This is a genomic window from Hafnia psychrotolerans (assembly GCF_014639435.1).
GTDB lineage: Bacteria > Pseudomonadota > Gammaproteobacteria > Enterobacterales > Enterobacteriaceae > Ewingella > Ewingella psychrotolerans.
Genome location: NZ_BMFZ01000004.1, coordinates 119,680 through 141,952, shown reverse-complemented (window position 1 = coordinate 141,952; position 22,273 = coordinate 119,680). Strand labels below are relative to the sequence as shown.

General features: G+C 47.4%; 19 protein-coding genes, 1 tRNA gene and 2 pseudogenes. 12 read left to right on the top strand and 10 right to left on the bottom strand.

Features of this window, described 5'->3' with window-relative positions:
• Positions 1-41: 41 nt before the first annotated feature.
• Positions 42-269 (bottom strand): annotated as a pseudogene (locus IEV89_RS08995) (GNAT family N-acetyltransferase); the annotation flags it as partial.
• Between the two features lie 194 nt (positions 270-463).
• Positions 464-1,336, bottom strand: coding sequence for a LysR family transcriptional regulator (locus IEV89_RS08990; protein ID WP_188472682.1), 873 nt, complete (start codon positions 1,334-1,336; stop codon positions 464-466).
• Between the two features lie 307 nt (positions 1,337-1,643).
• On the opposite strand from IEV89_RS08990, the gene IEV89_RS08985 reads away from it, so the two are divergent.
• Positions 1,644-2,876 (top strand): MFS transporter, encoded by a 1,233-nt coding sequence (locus IEV89_RS08985; RefSeq protein WP_188472680.1) that lies wholly within the window; start codon positions 1,644-1,646, stop codon positions 2,874-2,876.
• Positions 2,877-3,039: 163 nt separating this feature from the next.
• On the opposite strand, the gene IEV89_RS08980 is transcribed toward IEV89_RS08985, so the two are convergent.
• On the bottom strand, positions 3,040-3,882 hold the full coding sequence (locus tag IEV89_RS08980) for an MBL fold metallo-hydrolase (protein WP_188472678.1): 843 nt from the start codon (positions 3,880-3,882) through the stop codon (positions 3,040-3,042).
• 340 nt (positions 3,883-4,222) lie between these two features.
• Here IEV89_RS08980 and IEV89_RS08975 point away from each other — a divergent pair, with 340 nt between their 5' ends.
• The 4 genes from IEV89_RS08975 (at position 4,223) to eitC (ending at position 8,191) form a co-directional block, all read left to right on the top strand.
• Entirely contained in the window at positions 4,223-5,122 is a 900-nt protein-coding gene (locus tag IEV89_RS08975) for a LysR substrate-binding domain-containing protein (protein ID WP_188472676.1), read from the top strand.
• Positions 5,123-5,394: 272 nt separating this feature from the next.
• Entirely contained in the window at positions 5,395-6,396 is a 1,002-nt protein-coding gene (gene eitA, locus IEV89_RS08970; protein ID WP_188472674.1) for a siderophore ABC transporter substrate-binding protein EitA, read from the top strand.
• Entirely contained in the window at positions 6,393-7,430 is a 1,038-nt protein-coding gene (locus IEV89_RS08965; protein ID WP_188472672.1) for a FecCD family ABC transporter permease, read from the top strand. Before eitA ends, IEV89_RS08965 begins: the two co-directional genes overlap by 4 nt.
• A complete protein-coding gene (gene eitC / locus IEV89_RS08960; protein WP_188472670.1) occupies positions 7,430-8,191 on the top strand; it encodes a siderophore ABC transporter ATP-binding protein EitC in 762 nt (253 codons plus the stop codon). The genes IEV89_RS08965 and eitC overlap by 1 nt, the downstream gene beginning before the upstream one ends.
• 436 nt (positions 8,192-8,627) lie before the next feature.
• Here the strand turns inward: eitC and IEV89_RS08955 are convergent, their stop codons facing one another.
• Positions 8,628-10,283 (bottom strand): methyl-accepting chemotaxis protein, encoded by a 1,656-nt coding sequence (locus tag IEV89_RS08955; RefSeq protein WP_188472668.1) that lies wholly within the window; start codon positions 10,281-10,283, stop codon positions 8,628-8,630.
• Between the two features lie 775 nt (positions 10,284-11,058).
• Here IEV89_RS08955 and IEV89_RS08950 point away from each other — a divergent pair.
• Positions 11,059-11,769 carry an EAL domain-containing protein gene (locus tag IEV89_RS08950; protein ID WP_188472666.1) on the top strand — a complete coding sequence of 237 codons (711 nt, stop codon included), beginning with the start codon at positions 11,059-11,061 and terminating at the stop codon, positions 11,767-11,769.
• A 665-nt stretch (positions 11,770-12,434) separates the two neighbouring features.
• Here IEV89_RS08950 and IEV89_RS08945 read toward each other — a convergent pair.
• On the bottom strand, positions 12,435-12,848 hold the full coding sequence (locus IEV89_RS08945; protein ID WP_188473247.1) for a GNAT family N-acetyltransferase: 414 nt from the start codon (positions 12,846-12,848) through the stop codon (positions 12,435-12,437).
• A gap of 191 nt (positions 12,849-13,039) precedes the next feature.
• On the opposite strand from IEV89_RS08945, the pseudogene IEV89_RS08940 reads away from it, so the two are divergent.
• Positions 13,040-13,117: pseudogene (locus tag IEV89_RS08940) on the top strand (ogr/Delta-like zinc finger family protein); the annotation flags it as partial.
• A gap of 91 nt (positions 13,118-13,208) precedes the next feature.
• On the opposite strand, the gene IEV89_RS08935 reads toward IEV89_RS08940, so the two are convergent.
• Positions 13,209-13,285 (bottom strand) — tRNA-Ile (locus tag IEV89_RS08935).
• A gap of 142 nt (positions 13,286-13,427) precedes the next feature.
• Here IEV89_RS08935 and mug point away from each other — a divergent pair.
• From mug to IEV89_RS08915, 4 genes are all read left to right on the top strand, one after another.
• Positions 13,428-13,934 (top strand): G/U mismatch-specific DNA glycosylase, encoded by a 507-nt coding sequence (gene mug, locus IEV89_RS08930; protein WP_188472664.1) that lies wholly within the window; start codon positions 13,428-13,430, stop codon positions 13,932-13,934.
• A gap of 274 nt (positions 13,935-14,208) precedes the next feature.
• Complete coding sequence (locus IEV89_RS08925; protein WP_188472662.1) at positions 14,209-14,700, top strand: hypothetical protein; 492 nt, start codon at positions 14,209-14,211, stop codon at positions 14,698-14,700.
• Positions 14,701-14,777: 77 nt separating this feature from the next.
• Positions 14,778-15,380, top strand: a complete 603-nt coding sequence (locus IEV89_RS08920; RefSeq protein ID WP_188472660.1) for a RhiA family protein — start codon at positions 14,778-14,780, stop codon at positions 15,378-15,380.
• Positions 15,381-15,407: 27 nt separating this feature from the next.
• Positions 15,408-15,878 carry a hypothetical protein gene (locus tag IEV89_RS08915; RefSeq protein WP_188472658.1) on the top strand — a complete coding sequence of 157 codons (471 nt, stop codon included), beginning with the start codon at positions 15,408-15,410 and terminating at the stop codon, positions 15,876-15,878.
• 109 nt (positions 15,879-15,987) lie between these two features.
• On the opposite strand, the gene rpoD is transcribed toward IEV89_RS08915, so the two are convergent.
• From rpoD to rpsU, 3 genes are all read right to left on the bottom strand, one after another.
• Complete coding sequence (gene rpoD, locus IEV89_RS08910) at positions 15,988-17,823, bottom strand: RNA polymerase sigma factor RpoD (RefSeq protein WP_188472656.1); 1,836 nt, start codon at positions 17,821-17,823, stop codon at positions 15,988-15,990.
• 191 nt (positions 17,824-18,014) lie between these two features.
• Positions 18,015-19,763 carry a DNA primase gene (gene dnaG, locus IEV89_RS08905; RefSeq protein ID WP_188472654.1) on the bottom strand — a complete coding sequence of 583 codons (1,749 nt, stop codon included), beginning with the start codon at positions 19,761-19,763 and terminating at the stop codon, positions 18,015-18,017.
• Positions 19,764-19,900: 137 nt separating this feature from the next.
• Entirely contained in the window at positions 19,901-20,116 is a 216-nt protein-coding gene (rpsU, locus tag IEV89_RS08900) for a 30S ribosomal protein S21 (RefSeq protein ID WP_001144069.1), read from the bottom strand.
• A gap of 311 nt (positions 20,117-20,427) precedes the next feature.
• On the opposite strand from rpsU, the gene tsaD reads away from it, so the two are divergent.
• Positions 20,428-21,441 carry a tRNA (adenosine(37)-N6)-threonylcarbamoyltransferase complex transferase subunit TsaD gene (tsaD, locus tag IEV89_RS08895; protein WP_188473245.1) on the top strand — a complete coding sequence of 338 codons (1,014 nt, stop codon included), beginning with the start codon at positions 20,428-20,430 and terminating at the stop codon, positions 21,439-21,441.
• A gap of 100 nt (positions 21,442-21,541) precedes the next feature.
• Here tsaD and plsY read toward each other — a convergent pair whose 3' ends face one another.
• The gene (gene plsY / locus IEV89_RS08890) at positions 21,542-22,195 is read right to left on the bottom strand and encodes a glycerol-3-phosphate 1-O-acyltransferase PlsY (protein WP_188472652.1); all 654 of its coding nucleotides are present in this window, start codon (positions 22,193-22,195) and stop codon (positions 21,542-21,544) included.
• Positions 22,196-22,273 lie beyond the last annotated feature (78 nt).

The following is a 22,273-nucleotide window of genomic DNA, read 5'->3' as shown; positions in this document are numbered from 1 at the left end:
GAAGTAACGGTTTCAATGAGTCATTCGATTCTGCCTACTTGTTATTTATCTGGAAAAATAATTGAGTTCAGTACATGGTCCTGCCAAATACCATTTATTTTGAGATAGGATTTTGCATATCCCTCTTTCATAAATCCTAGGCTTTCAAGTGTTTTGCTGCTGCGAGTGTTATCAGGAAGATGGTTTGCCATGATTCGATGCAAGTCATATTTTTCATGCACATACTGAATCGCCGCCTTGAGCGATTCATACATCAGTCCTTTTCCCTGATGAGACGTCTTCTGCTTGCTCATTACCGCCGGAGGTCGTCGTTATGAGCATCTATGTGCCACAAGCGGAGACAGCTAATATTGCTGATATGTTCTAGTAATCCATGGAGAATACGTCAGCCGCAGTTTCAGAAGGCTATAAAACCAGTGTACTTACATCTTGACGCAGTACGTAATGCAGACAATAGCGGTATTTATACCGGCAGTTTGGAAAATTCAAACTCCAGCGTTTTAATCACAGCGCGAATTCTGGCCGAGCGCTTCAGGTCTGGATGCAAAACTAGCCATATATCGACCCAATCCTTGCTTTCGGGAAACACTCTTATCAGTTTGGGATCCTGCTCTGCCAGAAATGAGGACAGCAAACCTATACCAAGACCGTGGGAGGTTGCTGAGCGCAGAAGCATTTGCGAGTTGGATTGAAGCACCACATGAGGGTTAACGAGATTCTCGCCACCGAAGTTGTCCCAATGCCTTGGCACTAAATCCTTTGGAAACATCAATAAATCATGCCCCTGGAGCTGAGTCCCTTTCATTGGCATGCCTTTTTTTTGAATATACTCTTCAGTGGTATAAAGCCCCATCTCAATAGTGGATAGTCGCTTGATTACCAATGTTTTCTCTTCCGGCCTTGCACCACGAATAGCCATGTCTGCACTTCGATATGAAATATCCGAGATCGTTACCGAGGTCAATAAGGTTACGGTGATTTCAGGATATTGCTCCCGAAGCTTTTTCAGCGCGGGTATAACAAAAACCTCAGCCATGCTGTCGGTGGTCGCGATGCTGACATGACCGCTCATGCTGTCGTCGCCGTTGGAGGCTTTACGACGGATGGCAAGCATGGCGTCTTCCATTTTAATGACATCAGGCAGCAATTCGTTAGCCAATGGGCTGAGGGAAAAACGCTTTGGCGTACGAATGAACAGTTTCGAACCCAGGCTTTCCTCTAACACCGTGATGCGTCTGCCCACTGTCGCTTGATCGACAAGCAACTGACCTGCCGCTTTGCGCAAGGTGCCGCATCGCGCCAGTGCGAGGAAAAAACGCGCATCGTCCCAATTCATTCTTGAATTTCCTTTTGAGAGCATTGATAACGGCTGAGAGTGATAACGTGCTCGTATCAAGTGTAGCAAGTAAATTTTCGGCGTTATGATAAAGGGTTTGTTGTCAGGATAGGGCATTTTGATGCGGTAAATTTGCATCAGTGCTGGACAATGACTGCATTTTTGAACCACTGCAATGCAGTTTTATCGATTCTTAACGCGACAGCAAACTATTATGATGGCGCCAGTTCTGATAATTGACTGACTATCCGAATAAGATTTTTTAATAAAATGATTAAGGTGAAAACCGAATACTCTGGAGAAAGAGATGTCTGATAGTTTTGCTATTAATCATGCTCCTGCACGCACATCACATTTTGTCATTATGCTTTTTCTTGCTTTGGCTTTAATGGCTGCGTTATTGAACAGCAGTGCACCTACTCCATTGTATCCGCTCTATCAACATGAATTAGGGCTCACGGCAGTGAGTTTGACCCTCATTTATGGTGCCTATGCCGCGGGTGTTCTTATATCACTGTTTGGCGTCGGTAATATGGCAGGCAAAGTCCAAGACTTGCGCAGCATGATTGTCCCGGCGTTATTTATGGTCTTCTGCGGTGCACTATTATTTGCAAGAGCAGACTCATTTACTTTGCTATTTGTTGCTCGGTTATTGGCCGGGATGGGTACCGGTGCATTGACGGGGGCAGCAAACATGGCTTTGGTTCATTTTGGACCTAAGGATCGCGGTAAGGTTGCAGCACTGATTGCCACGTTATCCTTTACCTCAGGTTTGGCGCTGGGGCCTATATTCAGCGGCATTGCTTTACAAACGGGATTCCACGCCACCTCATTACCCTTCATCCTTATTATGGCGATCTCGTTTATTGCTGCATTAGGGGTAATGTTCAAGTGGCCCTCTTCCCCGGTGATTATTGTGCATGAAAAGACGAAAGATAAAGTAGAGGCTGAAAATAGCAGCCTGTTGTCGGGTTTGCAGGCCACGGGTAAAAACTTCTTCTTATGTTCTGTTGCCCTGTTTACCAGTTGGGCCGTTGCTGCGAGCATTCTTGCCGTTGGGCCTGGTGTTTCAGAATCACTATTGGATATTCATAATCGTGGCATTTATGGTTATGTTATCGCGGCTTATCTTACCATTGCCGGCATCAGTCAGATTATGAGCCGTCAACTCAATGCACGCCATTCACTGTTGTACGGATGTCTGGCACAAACTTTGTCAGTATTAGTGTTTGCCGGCGCTATTGCGTTGCACTCGGTCATTCTGGCTGGTGTGGGTATGATCATGGGTGGGTATGCCTATGGCGCAATTTTTGTGGGTAGCGCTACGCTGGTCAATATGATCTCACCTAAAGCGAGTCACGCACGTTTAATATCTTTGTATTATGTTATTGCCTACGTTGCTAACGGGATCCCTATTTTACTCGGTGTAGTGATTGATCATGCCAGCCTTTTACTTGCCGTTAATTTATTGTGTATGGCCAGTGCAATAATAGGCATTATTTTAAGTCTGATGGTTGCCCGGTCTAAGTTCACAACGTAAAACAGTGCTTAATGATATGGCTTATTTTTCGGCCCTTTACTGGCAAAAGAAATAGTAATCAGAGGAGCCACAGTAGAACAGCCCGCTTAAAAACATGGGGTGTTCTCAATGCGATTGGGAGCACCCCATGTCGGATTACTTTTTTTTCAAAAAAGGTTCCCATTCATTCTTCCGGGTATGAAATACGGTATCCACTCTCTGCCATGAGAATATGAGCAAACCCTGTTGGGGCTAAGTGCATTCCGGCAATGAGCAGCTTTTCCCTGACAGCCTGTGACAGGCATTTTTTTCGTGTTGCTTCGGCCTGAGCGGGATCGCAGTCAAACACAATAGAAACGGCCGGATGTGCTGACTGGATATGGGGGAAATGGACGATGTCTCCCCATATCAATAAGCTTTTATCACCTGAATCGATGCGAAATCCGGTATGACCTGGCGTGTGACCCGGCAGCCATACCGGGAGAATACCCTCAATTATCTCGTTCCCGTCAATAAAGCGCAGGCTCTGTGTATAAGCGTCTAACGTTTGACGGACCCGCGTAAAATTCCCCTGCACGCGCTCGCTGGCCATTTTTAGTTTTTCATCATCTCGCCAGTATTCCGCTTCGAGAGGATGAAGATAAAGTTCTGCATGTTTATAGATGGGGCGTCCTTCCGCATCCAGCAGGCCGCCAATATGGTCAGGATGGCCGTGCGTCAATAAGACGGTGTCCACGTCATCAGGGGTTACCCCGGCTGCACCGAGGTTTCCTTTGAGCAGACCTCCCACTTGGTTGACACCGCCCGTACCGGTGTCAACCAGAAGGGTTCGTCCCCGACCGCGGATGAGATAACAGTTGATATGGATATTGCCGGGTTCAGTAATCCCGCAACGGTGCTGAATGACCCCAGCATCGGCGGTCTCAATGCCTGAGAGTAAATCCAGGTTGGCTGACATATTGCCGTCACTCAGAGCAGTGACCAGAAAATCCCCAATCTGATGGGATGTGAAGTGTGGAGAGTTCATCAATACCTCAGGGTTAGTGGGTTAGTGTCGAGCATCTATTTGTGATGCGGTAGAGCCAAAACAGCGAATACGCGCCATTAGGCCCAAGGCTTGTCGAATAGCCCGATCCCGTTCACGCATAAAATCTCCCATCGCTTTTGGGGTCGGTATAGGTGCATTCCACGGTATAGAACATTGACTCACCTCGGCATGAATAAGCGGCAGGGACCTAAGCGCCTGCTCAATGATTTTTCATCATGCTACATGCTGAATTTTCGGCTATAAATCGATATTATTTCATTGATTAGTGATATTAACTCACTGAAAGGTCATGACATGCACCGCGTGAGGGACCGTTTTTATGCGCAGAAAAATTCCCAGTAGTACGGCCCTGCAGGCCTTTGATGCCGCGGCAAGACACGGCAACTTTGCCCGGGCCGCAGAGGAGTTATCGCTGACGGAAGGCGCCATTAGCCGGCAGATTGCGCGCCTTGAATCGTTGCTGAACTGCCGACTGTTTGACCGTACCGGAAGCCGGGTCAAGCTTAATCCTGTTGGGGCACGCTATGCCCATCAAATACGCGAAACGCTCGAACGGCTCGACAGGGATACCCAGTACATCATGGGCCTGCCTGAAGGCAGTAAAAATCTGGATATTGCCGTCCTGCCGACGTTTTCCAGTCGGTGGCTGATTCCCCGCCTGAACGGTTTTAGATCTCTGCATCCCGACATCACATTAAATATTGCGGCCAGAACCGACCCATTCATTCTCACCGGGAGTGGTTTTGACGCCGCCGTTCATTTTGATCATCCCGCATGGGCGGGGATGCGCATGGACTTTCTCTTTCAGGAAACGCTGGTGCCGGTGTGTCATCCTGCGCTGTTAACGGAAAAGAACGTCTATGATCAGTTGAACGAACTACCACGTATTCACCGGCGGCAGAATCCGGAAGCGTGGCATAACTATGCCAAGGAAAGCGGGATAATCATTGATAATCCCGCTCAAGGTGTCCGGTATGACCTGCATGAAATGGCAATAGCTGCCGCATTGGCGGGACAAGGCGTGGCCATGGTGCCGCGGATGTACGTCGAGAAAGAACTGAGGGGCGGAGCGCTTGTCGCGCCCTGGCCAGAATCAGAGTGCCTGAGCAAAAAATTCTGTTTGGTAAAACCGGTGGAAACAGGAATAAATGAACCTGCACTGCAGGATTTTGAACGCTGGTTGCTGGCTGAAATCACTGACGGGAGTATGACCGAATGAGGGGCGTTCAACCCGTTGATGACGAGCACGTTGATGAATAGCACAAAGCAATCCTGGAAAGGACATCGCGTTAAGACGGAGAGGCTTTAAATATTATCCACGGCATCATGAGCGACTTTACGTTTTCTTTACCGCTTAATTCCATAATGTTGATGTGTATTTACTGTGGGTTTTCCATCGGTTAAGCCGTATATTTTTATCGCATAATAAATGATTTTCATTATCATTGCGTTTCCGTATTCAACATTCATTCAGTTAAAGAGTCGTGTTACATGAAAAAGGTCATCTGTGCGTTAGGAATGGTGCTCGCCTCGGTTAATTCTGCTTTAGCAACAACGTATCCTCTCACGATTGAGAATTGTGGATATAAAGAGACGTTTACCCAAGCCCCTGAGCGCGTTGTCGCACTGGGACAAAATACCGTCGAGATTCTGCTGCTATTAGGGTTGCAGGATAAGATGGTCGCCAGTGCGTTTTGGCCGACCAAAGTTTTGCCGCAACTCGCTGAACAGAATAAAAAAATCAAAACGCTGACGGTAGAAATACCCACGCTTGAATCTATCCTTGCCCAAAACCCTGATTTTGTTCCCGCACAACTGCCTTTGCTGCTCGGCCCGGAAAGTAAAGTTGCCAAGCGCGAAGATTTCGCCACTGTTGGCATTAATAGCTATATGTCCCCGGGGATGTGCGCCACCACAAAAGGTATTGGCGACATGTACGGTAGCCGCCAAAAGCTGTGGGACATGACCTTCCTTTATAAAGAGATTGAAGACTTCGCTAAAATCTTCAACGTCGAAGATCGCGGCCAGGCTTTAATTGCTGATTTTAAAAAACGCGAGGCAGATCTTCGCCAGGAGTTTGGAAAAAACAAGAAAGACCTTTCGTTTGTTTTCTGGTTCTCCAGCGCATCCCCCACTTCTGACGCCTATGTCGGCGGCAAGAACAGCGCCTCCGGTTTTATCGCTAATGTGTTGGGCGGCCATAACGCCATCACCTCAGAGACAGAGTGGCCAACTGTCGGTTGGGAGAGCATCATTGCCGCGAATCCCGACGTGATTGTTGTATCAAGCCTTGACCGAAATCGCTGGGCGCTCGATAACGCCGAAGCAAAGATTAAATTCCTCAAAACTGATCCTGCGGTGAGCCAATTAGATGCCGTGAAAAAAGGTCATATCGTCGTGATGGACGGCCAGGCAATGAACCCCACTATTCGCACAATCTATGGTGCTGAACAGATTGGTGAACAGCTCAGAAATCTGGGACTCAATCAATGACCGGTGTGGCACAACCGATCAAACAGCGGTTTCTGCTAGGCGCATCGGGCGTTTTTTCCGTGGTGTTGCTATTCCTGGTCATCGCGATTGGTGTCAGCGTGGGGGAGCTTTCTATCCCGCTGCAAAGTGTGTTCTATGCCATCAGTAATAAACTCGGGCTGACAGCGGTACCCCTTAGCCGTATTTACGAAAGTGTGATTTGGGACTTCCGCCTGAGCCGTGCGCTTGTGGCGGCCTGTTGCGGTGCCGGGTTGGCGATCTGCGGTGTGGTACTGCAAAGCCTGCTAAAGAATGCGCTGGCAGAACCTTACGTGCTCGGCGTTTCTGCGGGCGCTTCAACTGGCGCGGTTTCAGTCGTCGTATTGGGTATCGGAACCGGTGCGGTGTCGCTCTCCTCCGGGGCATTTGCGGGGGCATTAGCCGCCTTTGTCTTTGTCGCCTTTTTAACCAATGGCGCGCGCGGCGGCAATGAACGTACCATTCTGGCGGGCGTGGCTGCGTCTCAACTCTTCAACGCCATTACGGCTTACACCATCAGCACATCCGCCAGCGCGCAACAGGCGCGTGATGTGATGTTTTGGTTATTGGGCAGTTTCAGCGGAGTGAGATGGCCCGAGTTTCAACTTATTCTGGTCGTCATGCTGATAGGGCTTGCGGTGTGCCTTTACTATTCTCGTGCACTGGATGCTTTTACTTTTGGCGATGATGCGGCCGCCTCTCTGGGCATCGCCGTGCCCTGGGTGCGCCTGATCCTGTTCACGATCACTGCGTTGATCACGGCCACTATCGTCAGCATGGCCGGTTCTATCGGCTTTGTGGGGTTGGTGGTTCCGCATGTTATGCGCTTCTTCTTTGGGCCGTTGCATCGCCGGTTGCTTATCACCAGCGCGATGGCGGGTGCCATTTTGATGGTGCTCGCCGATGTGGCTTCTCGCTTATTGATCGCCCCGCAAAGCCTGCCGGTCGGCGTCGTCACCGCGCTCGTTGGTGTACCGTTCTTTGCCGTTATTATCTATCGTTCAAGGAATAAGTGATGAGTATTACTGCTGAAAATATTACCTGGAAGGTCGGTAAAAAAACCATCGTAAACAACGTCTCACTGAGCGTTCCGACGGGAGAAACCGTCGGCCTACTTGGCCCTAACGGTTGCGGTAAGTCATCATTGTTGCGGATCCTGGCAGGATTACGACGCCCCTTTTCAGGGACTGTCACGCTGGATGGGCAAAACATCGCCCGGATAGCCAAAAAGCAGTTCGCCTGTCGGGTGGCATTTGTGGAGCAGCACGGCATGACCGAGTCCAATATGCGCGTTGTCGACGTGGTCAAACTGGGGCGCATTCCCCATCACTCTCCGTTTTCTAACTGGAGCAGGCAAGATGACGATACTGTCACTGCCGCACTCCAGCGGGTAGATATGCTGAGCAAAAGTGAACAGGGCTGGCAGAGTTTATCGGGGGGCGAACGCCAGCGTGTTCACATTGCACGCGCTATCGCACAATCGCCGACGGAGATCCTTCTTGATGAGCCGACCAACCATTTGGATATCCATCATCAGTTACAGTTGATGAAACTGGTCAGCGAATTGCCCGTGACCAGCATTGTGGCTATTCATGACATCAATCACGCCTCGATGTTCTGCGACGCGTTAATTGTGATGCAAGAAGGGCAGATCGTCGCCGCAGGTAGCCCGCAGGCGATCCTCACAGAGACGTTACTTTGGGATGTGTTCAAGGTAGAGACAAAGATTGAAATTTCGCCCTTCCACGGAAAAAAACATATCCACTACATTGCATGAGGTCCGGTCATGAGCCTGCCTTTGCCCATTCGGCGGTCAGTGACTCCGCGGTATTCATTAGCGATAGAAGCGATGATGTGACGAGGTAAACCGCTTTTCGGGGAAATGACCCTCTGAGGCTATGTGATATTAAGATGCCGATCTCGAAGAGACGATGACCGTGTCCGTGCATTAAAGAACATGACGTGGGCAGGTATGCCGGAATGTGTGCGCATTACCTGTAGAAAGGAATGATAGGGCGTATTTGTCTAAACCGATTGACTCAACCATCCCGGTGAAAGGCGCCCACTCAACGAGGAGGCGCCCTGGGTAGACTTACCGGTACCGCAAGTTCTGCAGATATCAACGTTCTATCAGGTGAGAGTGGCAGTTATGTGCCAAAGGAAACTCATCATGTTATTCGCCCTTCTCTGACATGCTGAAAGGGGCTGCAACATTAGAACTTTTCCCATCCGCCCTGTTGTTGGACCGACACCGCGCGACTAACTCGTGTATTCGGCCTGAGAAGAGGACCGGTTGAAGATTGCGATTCCTTTCCTTCGATTTTAAATACCGAGACAATTTCTGTCAGTTGACGAGCCTGCTCTTCCAGCGAGGCAGCCGCAGCCGCAGATTCTTGCACTAATGCGGCATTTTGCTGCGTCACGCTGTCCATTTGCACCACTGCGGTACCAATTTGGCCGATCCCTTTGCTTTGTTCAGTCGATGCCGCCGCTATCTCACTCATAATGTCATTGACGTGGCTGACTGAACTGACGATTTTTTCCATCGCATCACCTGCGTTCGCCACCTGCTCAGATCCTGATTGAATGTTTTCTACCGATTCATTAATCAGTACGCCAATTTCTTTTGCTGCCTGTGCACTGCGTTGCGCCAAACTTCTTACTTCGCTGGCAACGACGGCAAACCCGCGGCCTTGCTCTCCGGCACGTGCCGCTTCGACGGCAGCGTTTAAGGCAAGAATGTTGGTTTGAAAAGCAATACTGTCGATGACGCCAATGATATCGACGATTTTATGTGAGCTGCTGGTAATTTTGGTCATGGTGGCGATGACACCGTTGACAATGGCACCTCCCTGTTGCGCTTCCCGAGTCGCCTGGTCTGCCAGTGTGCTTGCCTGGCTGGCATTATCGGCATTCTGCTGAACGGTTGAACCGAGCTCTTCCATACTGGCGGCTGTCTCTTCCAGCGCTGATGCTTGTTCTTCAGTCCTGGAGGACAGGTCGGTATTGCCGATCGAGATCTCACTAGAACCTTTATAAATTGAATCTGCACTGTTGCGGATTTCAAACACCGTTTTGGCCCAGTTACCCTGCATTTTGTCAATATACGGGATCAACTGCCCAATACAGTTTCTACCCTGGTCAACAATTCTTTTATCGAGTACGCCCACCGCCAGAGATTCAAGATGCGCCTTCACGATGTTCAACGGCTTAACAAGAAAGTTTACCAGATAGCGGTCAGTCACCAGCATGATCAGCACACTAATGGATAGCGCACTGATTAGAATATACTGACACCATACCACCCACTGGGTAATTCTTAAGTTTGCCTCACTATTTAAGGATATTATATTTGCGCCGTATTTTTCTATTGCTACACTGAAGTCACTCCTAAGAGGCAGATATTTATCCGTTTTTATTTTTTCGAACGCATTGATATTTTTTTCTGTGGCGGCTTTAAACATCGGTAATACAGCATCATTGTAGAGAGTAAATGAACTGTTATAAATATCATCCACGATCTCTGGGTCGAGATTTCCATGATCAATTGCTTTAAATTGTTCTAGTCCGTTTTTAAGACGGTCTAATTCGACAAGCGTTGCCTTTATTTCAAGGTCATAAATTCCACTGTCATCTTTTGCCAACCCAACCATGCTGCGTTCCAACAGCGTTATTGCACGGTAGTATTGTGCATTAGCACCATTGATGATGTCGCCATTTTGTTGTTGAATGTTGGTCACCCCGAGCTCTTGCTTGAGTTCCTTAAGTGAATATAGGGCAAATCCTGATGCCCCAGTCCATAACAGAGAAAACGTAATGAGAATGAGCACGAGTGCTGTTCTTATTTTAATATCTCGTATGAATTTCATTTAATGCTTCCTTGGTTTAAAAATTTGAAAGATGCTTGTAATACAAGCAATGATTAGATGAAACATTTTTTAAAAAGGTGGGTGGTGTATTTTACATCTCACCTCAAGTAGTAACATCGGCGATAAATATTTTCTCTTTAGTTATTTCTGAGTTAATGGAATAAATAAATAACAGCGGATTTTGTTGCTTTATTGAATAAATAAGATTAGATAAAATATTCCGCCATAAGCCACTGCCTCAGACAATCTACGGTGTTACTGAATCAATCGAACTTTTGGCCGCAAGATGCGAAAGTGTAAAAGGCCGTAAAGTTGCCCCGTCAGCCAGATTAACGTGCGGTGCTTGTATTCGGTTTGGTGAGGTCGATATGCACTTTAAGGCCGTGGAGGATTGGGCGGATTTGGGTAACATTGCGCGCAGAGCAGTGGGTTGCATCGATCAATTGAACTCATAGCCCTTAACTCACAACCAACGTTTGTGCTGTCTTGCACAAAAGCATCCAAGGCAATTGATCGCTTTGATCTCATCACCGCGCAATGTACAAGACAGTTACTTGCAGCGCTTAGCGGTCTGGTCAGTAAAGGCTAACCCTTCAATTTATTCTTTAGTCTCTGAATATCAAGTTAATACTGAAATCCAATGAATTTATATGTTTAGACGATCAAAATACTAAAATTGATAGGTATTATCATTGGTTTTTCTGATCAAAATCTCTTTTTTAATAGGTTACGTTGATCAACAATATAGGGATGAACAGCCGCAGGAGATGCGCAAATGTTGAATCTTAACTTTCATGTTTCATGTGAGTTTAGATGTGAACCCATTATCAGCTTTAAGGATGAACTCTACGCGGTGGAGTTGCTAACGAGTTTTTTCGGCGGCTATTCAAGAGGTAAGATTGAACCTCAAAGCTTCATCGCTTCACTTGATCCTGATTCGAGCTATAAGCTGCTGTTGGGACAGTTAACTCAGATAAATAAGAAATCTGATTTTTTTAGGAAAAATAATTTACTTTGCTCGCTCAATATTGAACAGAATATGGCTAGGCTAATTATGAATAACAATATAATTAGAGATCTCCTTGATGCAAATGATTTTATCAGACTAGAGATTTCGGAAAAAACACCGAATATTGATAAACGAAGCGGGAGTGCGATATTACATGAGCTGAGTAATAGGTATCCATTATGGTTGGATGATTATGGTGTTGATTTTAGCAATATAAACACATTAAAGAATATTGATTTCGAAGTTGTAAAGATTGATAAGAAATTTTTTTGGGAATATGGTTTTTCTGTCATGTGGGGGGAAATAATCAGTAATGTTAAGCAGTATTGTAACAGTATTGTTGTTGAAGGTGTGGAAACAAGATCTCAATTAAAATGTATTAAAGAAGCGGGGGTTTTCGGAGCGCAAGGGTTTCTTTTTCCTTCAGTAACATTGAAAGAGATAGATAGCATGGCGACGAAGCTAATAACAGAATGAATGACTGAGTTATGGAATGAAAGGAAATAAACCAAGCAACACCTGAAATTAGACCTTAATACACTATTTATTTTATTCCTCTAGTATGTCGCCTCACTTTGAAAACCACTCTGTTAAATAATAGAAAAAACATCTCACAGAGACTTAAACTCATATCAATTTATCGAAAGACTAGCCAATGCACATTGGCTAATGAATATGGTGTTTGATTATTTATCTCCGGTATCCCTGCCTCAATAGCCATGAGAGAAACTGCAAATTTGATCACGTCGTCTATATTCTGCCGGAGTGAAGCTCTTTAAAAATACCTATGTCATGTCATTGCTACATTCTTCGCGTCAGAGTCCGATTTTCCTGAACGTCTTTCATAGCGGCCGAACGGAATGAACAGATTTTAAAGCTAAAATTAGGTGTCCCTACTGGAATTGAACCTGTAACCAAGCGATGCCTACGATGTGACTGTCAGCTTTGTGCCAACACCACTGTACTAATCAACGGGGAGCAGGTCACCGCCTTGCTCTTTGAGCCTGCATCAGTGTTATATCAGCTTCTGGAACATTCGAACATAATCCCCACCACTCCTTCCTTCAGTGTCAGGATAGTTATCACCTCTTTGAAATGAATCCAGAGGGCAATGGAATGAACATGCCAACGAAGAGGGGAAACTAGAGGATCTTTTTCATTGAAGGAGCAGCGTGGAAAATGAAATCATTCCTTTCATAGAAGGGAATTGCCTCCTTCCTGGCATCAAGAAAAACAAAGTTCATCTCTCTGCTTTTAGCTTCACTTACAGCGAAATCGAGAAGCAATCTCCCCGTTCCTGAATGGCGCTGATTCTCATCAACGACAAGATCATCAATATGTAGATGAGAACCCCGTGCAAGCGTGTGGACAGGCCTTATCCCCATCACACCGATGAATCGCTCTTCAAGAACAGCAGCAACAAGCTCATACCCATTCAGAGTTTGAATTCTTACGCTTTTTAAAAATCCGTCTTTGGTGATGTTTCTTAGTTGAGCAATGATCGGGAATGCGCTTTCCCACTCTGAAGGCAGTAACTTTTTAATCAGAACAGTCATAAAACATCCAATTCGATAAGCAGAGTTATTATTTATAGAATTATTATTATTACGTTGCAATGTAATGGCTGTTTTTTTATCAGGTTTCAACGTTGTCCACAGGTGCCATGCAAGACCCTGTAATATTAGAGGCATGATTTCGGGATGACATACACTGATTAAAGTGATCATATGATGAGCATAGGCTTGAATGCCAGCAAGCCGCTCATACCCGTTCAAGCCGTTATCTGAGTCTTAGCACCAAAGAACGCTATCACCAGTGTCAGCATCATTGTTGAACCGGATGCCATTCAAATTTCAGGCAATAAAAAAGCCACCTCGCAAAAAGTGGCTTAATCTACTGAATTTAAAGCTAAAATTTGGTGGCCCCTACTGGACTTGAACCAGTGACCAAGCGATTATGAGTCGCGTGCTCTAACCAACTGAGCTAAGGGGCCGTGCGGCAGGATTATACGGTATGTTCCACGGGCAGGTCTAGAGCTGTTGGGCTTGTATGCGCGTTTTGTGTGCAATTATAGCTTATTGTCATTGCAGCGTTTTTTTGCGATAACAGCAGTAAATACCTCTTAGGGACAATTAATGATCACCGATATTATTGCTGACGATCTTTCCGTGGTTTTCTGCGGTATCAATCCAGGCCTTTCTACGGCCCATCATGGTTTCCACTTCGCTAATTCAAACAACCGATTCTGGAAGGTGATCCATCAGGCTGGTTTTACTGAGCGTTTGCTAAAGCCGGAAGAGGAGCAGCATCTGCTTGATACGGATTGCGGCATCACGATGTTAGTGGAACGGCCGACGGTTGAAGCCACGGAGCTGGTGCGTGATGAGTTACGTGACGGTGCAGCAGCGTTGGTGGCCAAAATCGAACGCTATCAACCACGGGCACTGGCGGTATTAGGCAAGCAGGCATTCAGTAAAGCGTTTGGCATCAGTAAAGTGAGCTGGGGGCGTCAGGTGCTAAAAATCGGTCGTACTGAGGTCTGGGTGCTGCCTAATCCGAGCGGATTAAATCGGGCGAGGCTGGAAGATCTGGTGGCGTCTTATCGTGAACTCTACTTATGCTTAAAAGATGTCCCAATTTGATAGATAAAACCAGGTTGTATTTTAATGGTGTAAAATTTTACTAATGTAGTTTTTATTAACTTTTTACGCCATATATATTCATTATGCCCATCTTTAATATCTTTATCCTTCCTGATTTGCTCTCATACGACTTGTCATTTCGTTAGTTAAATTTATGTAAGGGGAATACTTCCCCCGTGTGAACTCCCTCGATTGGTCTAAAACTTATTCCATCACCTCAATCGAGGGGAGTTGCTCGGCAGTAGAGCAAGATGATTCTTCAGGAGCAGGAGATATGGCTAATGTGGAAACAAACAATAGGCAGGAGAATCTCGATGAATGGTTTGAACTATTTTCGGGACTACCACAACGACATTCAGAGAGGGAAATACGGTTAATTAAATTTTGTGAAAAAAATAAAGTCAGTATTATGTCGGCGATGCCATGGTTGGCATCAGAGTTTGCCGAACATGGTGGGTTCTCAGGTTTATTCCATTTTATTCATTGTCACGGCGGGCGAAAAATATATATGCCCAAAGAGGCTGTGAAGTTTCTGGAAATTTATGAAATAAACATCCCGCAACATAAATATAAAAGAATTTATAAAAAGGTAGATTCTTCCGGGTATCTGGATGCTCCATCCAATTGGGGAGTGTTTATTGCCATTCGTCGTGCAGCAATGCAGGTGGCAATGAAAGAGGATGTTCCGGCAAAACTGCTCACACAAACTTTTGGTATCACGATGAGAAGTATTCGGCTAATTAAATCACGCAATGCATTTCTATAAAGGGGGTGTAATAGGTTAAGAGAGTACAAAGACTACACACAATCATTTTTATCATTCCATTATAAAAGGTACATATCATGACTAAATATTCCGTAACTGTCTCAAATAATTCAGTTAATACCGGTGCAATTTGTATTTATCAAACCTCTCCTGATATTACTGATCCTAAAGTGATGTCCTTGGCCTGGTTTTCTAAAGTGGCACATCCGAAAACCAAAGTGTCGTTTGACTGGGGGATAGATTACAGCTTTGTCTGGGATGAAACCGGTGTGCTGATCCCTGGTGTGCAGTTTGACGCTTCCCAGAGTCTTTCCGCCAGCCTGACAAATAACAATCAGGTGACGCTGAGCTATTCCGAGGGAGCATTTGAATTTGAACAACAGACTACGGGGGGTAAGAACGGGACTTTATACATCACTAATGATAGCAGTTTGCCGCTGAATTTGGCTTCTGTTGGTGTCGGGATGTCTGGCGCAGGGACTTTTGTTGTTCAGGCCCAGCCGAATATTAACCTGACCTTTACTCCACATCCGACTTACTGGATCACTTTCGGTAATTATACACCTGGTCAAGTTCTGGATGTTGGTGAAATCACCAATAAGCAACAACTGGAATTTTCACCGAATATTTATGACTTAAATGTTCAGTTGAAAAGTGATAATACCTGGTCTGTCGGCTGATTCATTGATATAGAATGGGGTAATATTATGATTCTAATCGTTTGTACAGATGATCCCTCTTTGGAACAAATTGCCAGAGATACGTTAGATAGCAATCCGATTATTTATAAGTCGAGCTATAAGATATTCCAGTCTCAATTACGGCAACTTGGGCAGGGTGAAGATCTGTTTGTTATTGCTCATGGTGCGTTTCATGGCGATAATGACCTGCCCGTTATTGGTGATGAAGCTAAAGCCTTTTATGTAAATGGCGATACACTTTATCTGAATATAAAAGGGATTTTTCCTGAAGGGTATAAAGCCAATGTTTATATTGATGCTTGCGAGTCAGCAAATACTAGCGCGACTCTTCTCAGTTTCACGACAATGTTCTATCTGGACTTTCATCCTGATTTTTCAGCGTCAAAGGTATATGGGATTACAGGCGTGAGTGATGGTCTTATTCCCCCTCCGGGTGATTCAACGTGGGTCGAAGTTGATCTTGATAATGAGCCGTAAAAGTTCTCAGGGATGTAAGGGTTTTCAAGAGTCAGTAACGTGTTAATCAAAAAATAACCCCGGTATTTCTACCGGGGTTATTCTTTTACTGCTGACAGCTGGAGGACGACTAGTCGTCCAGGAAGCTGCGCAGTACTTCGGAGCGGCTTGGGTGGCGCAGTTTACGCAACGCTTTGGCTTCGATCTGACGGATACGTTCGCGAGTAACGTCGAACTGTTTGCCCACTTCTTCCAACGTATGGTCGGTGTTCATGTCGATACCGAAACGCATACGCAGTACTTTAGCTTCACGTGCAGTCAGACCGGCCAGAACGTCGTGCGTGGCAGAACGCAGGCTTTCTGAAGTGGCCGAATCCAGTGGCAGCTCAAGGGTCGTATCTTCGATGAAATCACCCAGATGCGAATCTTCATCGTCGCCGATTGGCGTTTCCATGGAGATAGGTTCTTTGGCAATTTTCAGCACTTTGCGGATCTTGTCTTCCGGCATCAGCATGCGTTCAGCCAGTTCTTCCGGCGTTGGCTCACGGCCCATCTCTTGCAGCATCTGGCGAGAAATACGATTGAGTTTGTTAATAGTCTCAATCATATGCACCGGAATACGGATGGTACGCGCCTGGTCGGCGATGGAGCGTGTAATAGCCTGACGGATCCACCATGTCGCATAAGTTGAGAACTTATAACCACGGCGATATTCAAACTTATCAACGGCTTTCATCAGGCCGATGTTACCTTCCTGGATCAGGTCGAGGAACTGCAAGCCACGGTTGGTGTATTTCTTAGCGATAGAAATAACCAAACGTAAGTTTGCTTCAACCATCTCTTTCTTGGCGCGACGAGCTTTAGCTTCACCGATCGACATACGGCGGTTAATGTCTTTTACCTGCTCTATCGTCAGGCCGGTTTCTTCTTCGACTTGACGCAGTTTCATCAGGCCGCGTTGTACATCTTCGGTCACTTCTTTCAGCTTCTCGGACCATGGTTTACCCATCGCCAGAGCAGCATCGAACCAAGCCTGGCTGGTCTCGTCATTCGAGAACAAAGTGACGAAGTTTTTCTTCGGCATTTTGCACTGTTCAACGCACAGCTTCATGATCAAACGTTCCTGAGTACGGACGCGATCCATCATGGAACGCATGCTGTTGACCAGGAAGTCGAACTGTTTCGGCACCAAACGGAACTGCTTGAAGACATCAGACAGCTTCAGAATTTCTTCTGCGGCGCTTTTGTGGCTTCGGCCGTTTTTCTTGATGACTGCGCGGGTCGCTTCATGCTGTTCACGCAGATCGGTGAACTTCTGGCGCGCCAGTTCAGGGTCGATGCTGTTATCGTCTTCAGCATCGTCATCGTCGTCGTCGTCGTCGTTATCGTTCTGCTCTTCAGTGGTCAGTTCAGAACCCACATGTGTTGCGGTTGGTGCGATATCTTCTTCTGCATTCGGATCAATAAAACCGTTGATCAGGTCAGACAGACGCGCTTCACCCGCTTCAACGCGGTCATACTGTTCGAGCAGATAGTTAATCGCTTCAGGGTATTCGGCAACAGAAGACTGAACCTGGTTGATACCATCTTCGATACGTTTGGCAATGTCGATTTCGCCTTCACGTGTCAGAAGTTCAACGGTACCCATTTCACGCATGTACATGCGAACCGGGTCAGTGGTGCGTCCAATTTCAGATTCAACGCTGGACAGTACCTGCGCGGCAGCTTCTGCTGCATCATCGTCGGTATCAGGGCGGTTTTCGGCCAGCATTAAGTCATCGGCGTCAGGCGCTTCTTCAAGAACCTGGATGCCCATGTCATTAATCATCTGGATGATGTCTTCGATCTGGTCGGAGTCGACGATATCTTCCGGCAGATGGTCATTGACCTCAGCAAAGGTCAGATAGCCTTGCTCCTTACCACGGGTGACAAGTAGCTTAAGCTGTGACTGCGGGTTTTGCTCCATAAGACGGTATCCACACTTCAGAGTATTTGGGTTGGTGTTGGTCAGCGAAACCGCCAACAATAACGTTTACCCGTTAGGGTATAGGGGCGTTTACTTGTTGCCGTGGCCCACAAAGACGGCATAGCGCGGGACCGTGTCCCACTTTTTATCGGCACTTAAGCCGTTTAATTTTTTAGCCTTTATGTGCAGGCTTAATGTTTTTTGGCTAAAACCTGATTAAGAGAGCTGACTTCGGTCCGTTCCTCCGGACTGAGTCCATGCGTTCGGGCTTTAGCGATTAATATTTCGAGCCGTTGCTCTAAAATCGAGTCGTACAGGCTAGCAAGCGTGGCACGAAACTCTTCTTCGACCATATCCTCAATGATCATATGGTTCCAGGTCGCGAGAGTTTCAAGCTGTTGGTAGAACTTATTGTCACGATACAATTCAAGCAACTGGCCCGTGGTTAGCCCCGGTTGGGCTAAGCAAGTGGTTACCAACTCGGTAAAGAGTTCTAACCCCGGCTGCTTGGCTTGTTCTAATCCTTGCAACGAGGGTATAAGTGTAGCCAGTTGTGGGTTTTGTACCAGTAACCCTATAAGTATACGCATGGTTGTGCGTTTTAGCTGGGGTACCTGATAGGTATTCCCGTTGTCGGCATGTTTTGGCATCAGCTTTTCGAGCTGGCTGTCATCAAGAATACCGAGCTTATTACCTAACTGCTGTCTCAGATACATCCGCAGTGTTTCTCCCGGCACCTGGCGAATCAAAGGCAGTGCCAGCATACTCAATTTGGTGCGCCCATCGGGGCTACTCAAATCGACCTGCGGCATCAGTGAATCAAACAGGAAAGTTGAGAGCGGCAGCGCCTGCTCCATCCGTTGTTCGAACGCTGCTTTACCTTCTTTGCGTACCAGCGTGTCAGGATCTTCGCCATCGGGTAAAAACATAAATCGTAACTGACGGCCATCATTGAGATATGGCAGGGCAGTTTCTAGTGCGCGCCAGGCCGCTTCGCGACCGGCTCTGTCACCGTCATAGCAACACACCACATTATCGGTGGCGCGAAACATCAGCTGAATGTGATCAGCCGTGGTAGATGTGCCCAGAGAGGCAACGGCATAGTCGATGCCAAATTGCGCCAGTGCGACAACGTCCATATACCCTTCGACAACCAATAAACGTAAAGGTGTCGGATGTTTTAACTGGGCTTCATACAGGCCATACAACTGGCGGCCTTTATGGAAAATTTCGGTTTCCGGTGAGTTAAGGTATTTTGGCGTACCGTCGCCTAAGACCCTGCCACCAAATGCGATAACACGGCCGCGTTTGTCACGAATCGGGAACATGACGCGTTCGCGAAAACGATCGTAACTGCGACCATTGTCATTAGTGACCAACATCCCGGCGTCAATTAATGAGGCTTTGTCATCAGCATTTTTGCCAAAACGCTTAAGTGCGTTGTCCCAACCTGGAGGCGCGAAACCTATGGCAAAATGGGCAATAATATCTTCACTTAAGCCGCGTTGAGCAAGGTATTCTCTGGCAAGCGCACCCGCGGGTTGTTTAAGTGACTGTTGATAGAAAGCGGCCAGCGGTTCCATCAACTGGTAGAGGCTTTGACGCTGATGGCGCTCCATTTGGGTTGGACCTGTGCCCGCTTCATAAGGCACTTCCAGACCCTGCATTGTCGCCAGCTCCTCGATACTTTCAACGAACTCAAGTCTGTCGTAGTTCATCAGGAAGTCGACGGCATTGCCGTGCGCTCCACAGCCGAAACAGTGATAAAATTGCTTGTCGCTGTTTACGGTGAATGAGGGTGTTTTCTCATGGTGGAAAGGGCAGCACGCGTGGTAGTTCTTGCCTTGCTTTTTCAGCTTTACGCGAGCATCAATAAGATCCACGATGTCGACACGAGCCAGCAAGTCATTGATAAATACGCGCGGAATTCTCCCAGCCATAAGCCCCTTACTCACTAGCCTATAAATGAGAACAAGCCGCGCATTCCTTTCGGAAAGCACGGCATGCGTATGCAGCTACTCATCGATTTGTGTGTTTCCTGGAAAGCAAAAACACACGGTGGGGTTACCCCCGGAGATTAATACAGACGAGTACGGCGTGCGTTTTCGCGAGCCAGTTTCTTGGCGTGGCGTTTTACTGCAGATGCTTTGGCGCGTTTACGTTCGGTAGTCGGTTTTTCATAGAACTCACGACGACGAACTTCTGCCAGAACACCCGCTTTTTCGCAGGAACGCTTGAAGCGACGCAGAGCTACGTCGAACGGCTCGTTTTCACGTACTTTAATTACAGGCATGTGCCTCTCACCTCGATAAAATCGGTTTGTTTGCTGGTTTGTACCAGCACATTTCAAAATGGTGCGGAATTTTACTCCAACTTGCTCTGCGTTGTAAAGCATAACGGCAAATTGAAACTGCGCTTTCCAACCCATCTATTCCAAAAGTGCGCTCGCTTTTGCGTCGGCCGGCGATTATATACCAATCAACTTAAATTGCTCGACATTAATTGGTTCAGCCATCGGATTTCCTACGCAGAAGCAGCGCTGTACGGGCGTTATATGCTAGACTACGCGCCGCGAGTTAGCGCGGAAATAAGATGGGAAAAGTGATGCGAGTACTGGGTATAGAAACGTCCTGCGATGAAACCGGAATTGCAATCTATGACAGTGAAGTCGGTTTGTTAGCCAACCAACTGTATAGTCAGGTAAAACTGCATGCCGATTACGGCGGCGTGGTGCCTGAGTTGGCCTCGCGCGACCATGTGCGCAAAACAATTCCCTTGATTCAGGCGGCGCTGAAAGAAGCGGCGCTGACGGCACAAGATATTGATGGTGTGGCGTACACCGCCGGTCCCGGTTTAGTCGGTGCGCTGCTTGTTGGCGCAACCATCGGGCGTTCGCTGGCGTTCGCCTGGGGCGTTCCTGCCGTTCCCGTCCATCATATGGAAGGTCATCTTCTTGCGCCCATGCTGGAAGATAATCCGCCTGATTTTCCTTTTGTCGCGCTGCTGGTCTCCGGCGGTCATACGCAATTGATTAGCGTGACCGGAATCGGCAAGTATGAACTGCTGGGCGAATCGGTTGATGACGCCGCAGGTGAAGCCTTTGATAAGACCGCAAAACTGTTGGGTTTGGATTATCCCGGTGGGCCGATGTTGTCGAAAATGGCGCAGCAGGGTACGGCAGGGCGCTTTAAATTCCCTCGCCCGATGACTGACCGACCTGGTCTGGATTTTAGTTTTTCCGGTCTGAAAACCTTTGCGGCGAATACCGTGCGTGCTAATGAAAATGATCCACAAACTCATGCTGATATTGCTCGCGCTTTCGAAGAGGCCGTCGTGGATACGCTGGCGATTAAATGCAAGCGCGCTCTCGACCATACGGGCTTTAAACGTCTGGTGATGGCCGGTGGCGTCAGTGCTAACCGCACGCTGCGAGCTAAACTCGCCGAGATGATGCAAAAACGCGGTGGCGCAGTATTTTATGCCCGGCCTGAGTTTTGTACCGATAACGGCGCGATGATTGCCTACGCGGGAATGGTGCGGATGAACACGGGCACCACGCAAGATCTCAGCGTTTCAGTGCGACCACGCTGGCCTTTAGCAGAACTCCCTCCAGTCTAAATGGCGGTTGTGTTGCTCTTATTCAGACCAGTTTTTCTGAGTTAAGAAACATAAAAAAACGACCCACAGTGAGGTCGTTTTTTTATGTTTTTCCTTCGGGTTACTTTTCGTTCTCAGCCCGCTTTACCGCTTTTTTCGCTGCTTTTTTAGCGGCCCGTTTCTCTTTCCACTTGTCCCAAATCTTGGTTTCCTGTCGCCGCCATAAGCGCTGAATGTTGTCGTGATGACGCAACAGAATCAGACATGAAAGCATCGCCACCGGGAACGTGAACTGAGGTTTGAACCACCAGACATAAAAGGGCGCTATCAGCGCACTGACAATGGCACCGAGCGATGAATACCCGCTCAATAGCACCGTCAGCAGCCACGTACCGGCCATCAGGCCGGTCAGGTCCCATCCGATAGGCGCGATGGCGCCAAACGCGGTGGCAACGCCTTTCCCTCCCTTGAAACGGAAGAAGACCGGATAGATATGTCCCACGCAGGCTGCGATGGCGGTCAGACCGAGATACATCGGCGGAATATTCAGGCGATACGCCAGCCAAACCGGCAACATACCTTTGAGCACGTCGAAAATCAGTACCGTTGCGGCCGCCGTGCGGCCACCAATACGCAAAACGTTGGTCGCACCGGGGTTGCCGGAGCCTTGCGTTCGGGGATCGGGTAACCTTGCTACCCGGCAGACCAGAATTGCACTGGAAATCGAGCCGCAAAGGTAGGCGAAAATAATCATGCCAAGCGCGGTAGCACTCATAACGCAGTTCCGTCTAATAAGGGTCGTTTTAATCGCAACATCCATGGATAATACGCATTTTCCGCCGGAAGTGGTATC

Excerpts from the sequence above, each read along its gene's own strand:
- IEV89_RS08990 (WP_188472682.1), bottom strand. The coding sequence starts at position 1,336 with ATGAATTGGGACGATGCGCGTTTTTTCCTCGCACTGGCGCGATGCGGC.
- IEV89_RS08985 (WP_188472680.1), top strand. The coding sequence starts at position 1,644 with ATGTCTGATAGTTTTGCTATTAATCATGCTCCTGCACGCACATCACAT.
- IEV89_RS08980 (WP_188472678.1), bottom strand. The coding sequence starts at position 3,882 with ATGAACTCTCCACACTTCACATCCCATCAGATTGGGGATTTTCTGGTC.
- IEV89_RS08975 (WP_188472676.1), top strand. The coding sequence starts at position 4,223 with ATGCGCAGAAAAATTCCCAGTAGTACGGCCCTGCAGGCCTTTGATGCC.
- eitA (WP_188472674.1), top strand. The coding sequence starts at position 5,395 with ATGAAAAAGGTCATCTGTGCGTTAGGAATGGTGCTCGCCTCGGTTAAT.
- IEV89_RS08965 (WP_188472672.1), top strand. The coding sequence starts at position 6,393 with ATGACCGGTGTGGCACAACCGATCAAACAGCGGTTTCTGCTAGGCGCA.
- eitC (WP_188472670.1), top strand. The coding sequence starts at position 7,430 with ATGAGTATTACTGCTGAAAATATTACCTGGAAGGTCGGTAAAAAAACC.
- IEV89_RS08955 (WP_188472668.1), bottom strand. The coding sequence starts at position 10,283 with ATGAAATTCATACGAGATATTAAAATAAGAACAGCACTCGTGCTCATT.
- IEV89_RS08950 (WP_188472666.1), top strand. The coding sequence starts at position 11,059 with ATGTTGAATCTTAACTTTCATGTTTCATGTGAGTTTAGATGTGAACCC.
- IEV89_RS08945 (WP_188473247.1), bottom strand. The coding sequence starts at position 12,848 with ATGACTGTTCTGATTAAAAAGTTACTGCCTTCAGAGTGGGAAAGCGCA.
- mug (WP_188472664.1), top strand. The coding sequence starts at position 13,428 with ATGATCACCGATATTATTGCTGACGATCTTTCCGTGGTTTTCTGCGGT.
- IEV89_RS08925 (WP_188472662.1), top strand. The coding sequence starts at position 14,209 with ATGGCTAATGTGGAAACAAACAATAGGCAGGAGAATCTCGATGAATGG.
- IEV89_RS08920 (WP_188472660.1), top strand. The coding sequence starts at position 14,778 with ATGACTAAATATTCCGTAACTGTCTCAAATAATTCAGTTAATACCGGT.
- IEV89_RS08915 (WP_188472658.1), top strand. The coding sequence starts at position 15,408 with ATGATTCTAATCGTTTGTACAGATGATCCCTCTTTGGAACAAATTGCC.
- rpoD (WP_188472656.1), bottom strand. The coding sequence starts at position 17,823 with ATGGAGCAAAACCCGCAGTCACAGCTTAAGCTACTTGTCACCCGTGGT.
- dnaG (WP_188472654.1), bottom strand. The coding sequence starts at position 19,763 with ATGGCTGGGAGAATTCCGCGCGTATTTATCAATGACTTGCTGGCTCGT.
- rpsU (WP_001144069.1), bottom strand. The coding sequence starts at position 20,116 with ATGCCTGTAATTAAAGTACGTGAAAACGAGCCGTTCGACGTAGCTCTG.
- tsaD (WP_188473245.1), top strand. The coding sequence starts at position 20,428 with ATGCGAGTACTGGGTATAGAAACGTCCTGCGATGAAACCGGAATTGCA.
- plsY (WP_188472652.1), bottom strand. The coding sequence starts at position 22,195 with ATGAGTGCTACCGCGCTTGGCATGATTATTTTCGCCTACCTTTGCGGC.